This is a genomic window from Novosphingobium sp. TCA1 (genome assembly GCF_009811895.1).
Taxonomy (GTDB): domain Bacteria; phylum Pseudomonadota; class Alphaproteobacteria; order Sphingomonadales; family Sphingomonadaceae; genus Novosphingobium; species Novosphingobium panipatense_A.
Genome location: NZ_BLJH01000100.1, coordinates 1 through 2,340, shown reverse-complemented (window position 1 = coordinate 2,340; position 2,340 = coordinate 1). Strand labels below are relative to the sequence as shown.

General features: G+C 60.8%; 1 protein-coding gene. It reads left to right on the top strand.

Annotated elements, in window-relative coordinates; all coding sequences use genetic code 11:
- The first annotated feature begins 685 nt into the window (after positions 1-685).
- Positions 686-2,197 carry a group II intron reverse transcriptase/maturase gene (gene ltrA / locus NTCA1_RS28140; protein ID WP_201282627.1) on the top strand — a complete coding sequence of 504 codons (1,512 nt, stop codon included), beginning with the start codon at positions 686-688 and terminating at the stop codon, positions 2,195-2,197.
- Positions 2,198-2,340: the final 143 nt, after the last annotated feature.

Sequence of the window (2,340 nt, the reverse complement as noted above, 5' to 3'; positions counted from 1 at the left end):
CGGGTGAATGCCTTCCTTACGCGGCCCATTGAAGGTGAGTGGCCCTATCTATGGATCGACGGTGCGCCGTGCGGCGCGGGAGGTGTGTATGATCTAGCAACCACCTCTTAAGCTTGCTGATTTTCGACCGGCGGCTGCAATGCCGCCCCGTCTGCCGGAGCAGTAGACGGAAGGGGGCCGAGAAGCTCGACCGGGCGTTGCCGGTGGAGTGACATAAGCAGATCGGCCTTAACTGTACCGAATACGGGCCATTGACCGTAGGTCGGGCTACCACAGTGTTTATGGCGAGATAACGAAGTGAGCGCGTGAAGCCTCGGAGGAAACACAGATATCGCCTTCAACACGCGCAATGGCGTGAAGGCACCGAGAACGATCCGGCACGGGGAGGCTCGTCGATCCTCCTCGGTGAGTGGGGCAACCACACTCGGGATGGGATCAGCTCCCATTGCCCATCTCCAGCATCGTACGGGGCAGAGCTCACCGCCTAAGAACGCACAGGTTGGAAATCGGAACACGGGAACTTGGATCGCCTGCCGGGCACGGAGCCCGGCTCGCCGCAACGGCCGGAGATGGGCGACACCAAGGGCGGAGCTTCCGTAGTAGTCGGAGCGCGGGAAAGCCGCGCACAGGGCGAAGGGAAGCAGGAAGACGGTAGACTTGCAAGACGGAGAAGCGATCTGTGGACATGGATCATCAGGCCGATGCGGCTTGGGTACTCGGCGTTCAGCGCAAACTTTACCAGTGGAGTAAGGCTAATCCCAACGAACAATGGCGGGACATGTGGGGTTGGTTGACCGACCTGCGCGTGCTTCGCCACGCTTGGCAGCGCGTGGCCTCAAACAAAGGCGGCAGAACTGCCGGCGTCGACGGGATGACCGTGGGACGCATCCGGAACAGTGGTGAGCGTCGCTTCCTTGCCAATTTGCAGACTGAACTGCGCCACGGCGCGTATCGGCCCCAACCGGCGAGACGCAAACTCATACCGAAAGCTGGAAAACCGGGGGAGTTCCGACCCTTGGGCATTCCCACGATCAAGGATCGCGTCATACAAGGCGCGGTCAAAATACTTCTGGAGCCAATCTTCGAAGCCCAGTTTTGGCACGTCTCCTATGGGTTCCGGCCCGGGCGGAGCGCGCACGGTGCTTTGGAGTACATTCGTCGGGCATCCCTACCGCAAAAACGTGACAAGGACACCCGGCGGGCCCGGATGCCGTACCCTTGGGTTATAGAAGGGGACATCAAGGGCTGCTTCGACAACATCAACCACCACCTTTTGCTCGATCGGCTGCGGCAACGTTTGGCTGATCGGCGGGTGGTCCGGTTGGTCGGGCAGTTTCTCAAGGCCGGGGTACTGACGGACGACCAGTTCTTCCGCACAGACGCTGGCACACCCCAAGGCGGGATCATCTCACCGTTGCTGGCCAACATCGCCCTAAGCGCGATAGAGGAGCGATACGAACGGTGGACGTATCACCGCACCAAGACCCAGGCCCGTCGCAAAAGCGATGGGGTAAAAGCGGCAGCAAGTGCACGGGACAGTGACCGCACCGCCGGTCGCTGCATCTACCTTCCGGTGCGCTATGCCGATGATTTTGTCGTGCTGGTCTCGGGAACGCAGGAACAAGCCATCGCGGAGAAATCCGCACTGGCCGACCACTTGCGCCGGGTCACAGGACTCGAGTTGTCGCCGGAAAAGACAAAGGTAACGGCCATGACGGACGGGTTCGATTTTCTCGGATTCCGCTTCGGCATGCATTGGGACAAACGCTATGGCTACGGCCCGCGCGTCGAAATCCCGAAGGCAAAAGCCGCCAACCTGCGTCGCAAAGTCAAGCAGCTGACCCGCCCCGATAGTATCAGCGGCAGCCTTGGCGCAAAGCTTCAGGAACTCAACCCCATCCTGCGCGGATGGGCGAACTACTATCGTTACTGCGTGGGCGCGGGACGGATATTCGTCGATCTCGACTGGTATGTCGGCCTTCGCCTGTATTGCTGGTTACGTAGGAAACGCCCGAAAGCGAGTGCGAGCGCGCTGTGGAAGTCCAAACTTCCCAGCCTGCTCCGCCCGTCAAGACGGGTATGGCGCGACGGATTCACAGAGCAGTACCTGCTCGGATGGACCCCAGTGTCCCGTTATCGCCTTGGCTGGATGGGAACGCCTGACTTCGCCGAGTCTTCTGGAGAGCCGGATGCGTAACGAAAGGCGCACGTCCGGTTCGGCGAGAGGCGATACGAGACCTGCCGCTGCAAGGCGGCAAGGCGCGTATCGCCTACTCCACCCACCTACCTCAAAGTTCGCGAGGGCGGAAGGATTGTCTCGACGGCAGCGATAATCGCGGT

Excerpts from the sequence above, each read along its gene's own strand:
- ltrA (WP_201282627.1), top strand. The coding sequence starts at position 686 with ATGGATCATCAGGCCGATGCGGCTTGGGTACTCGGCGTTCAGCGCAAA.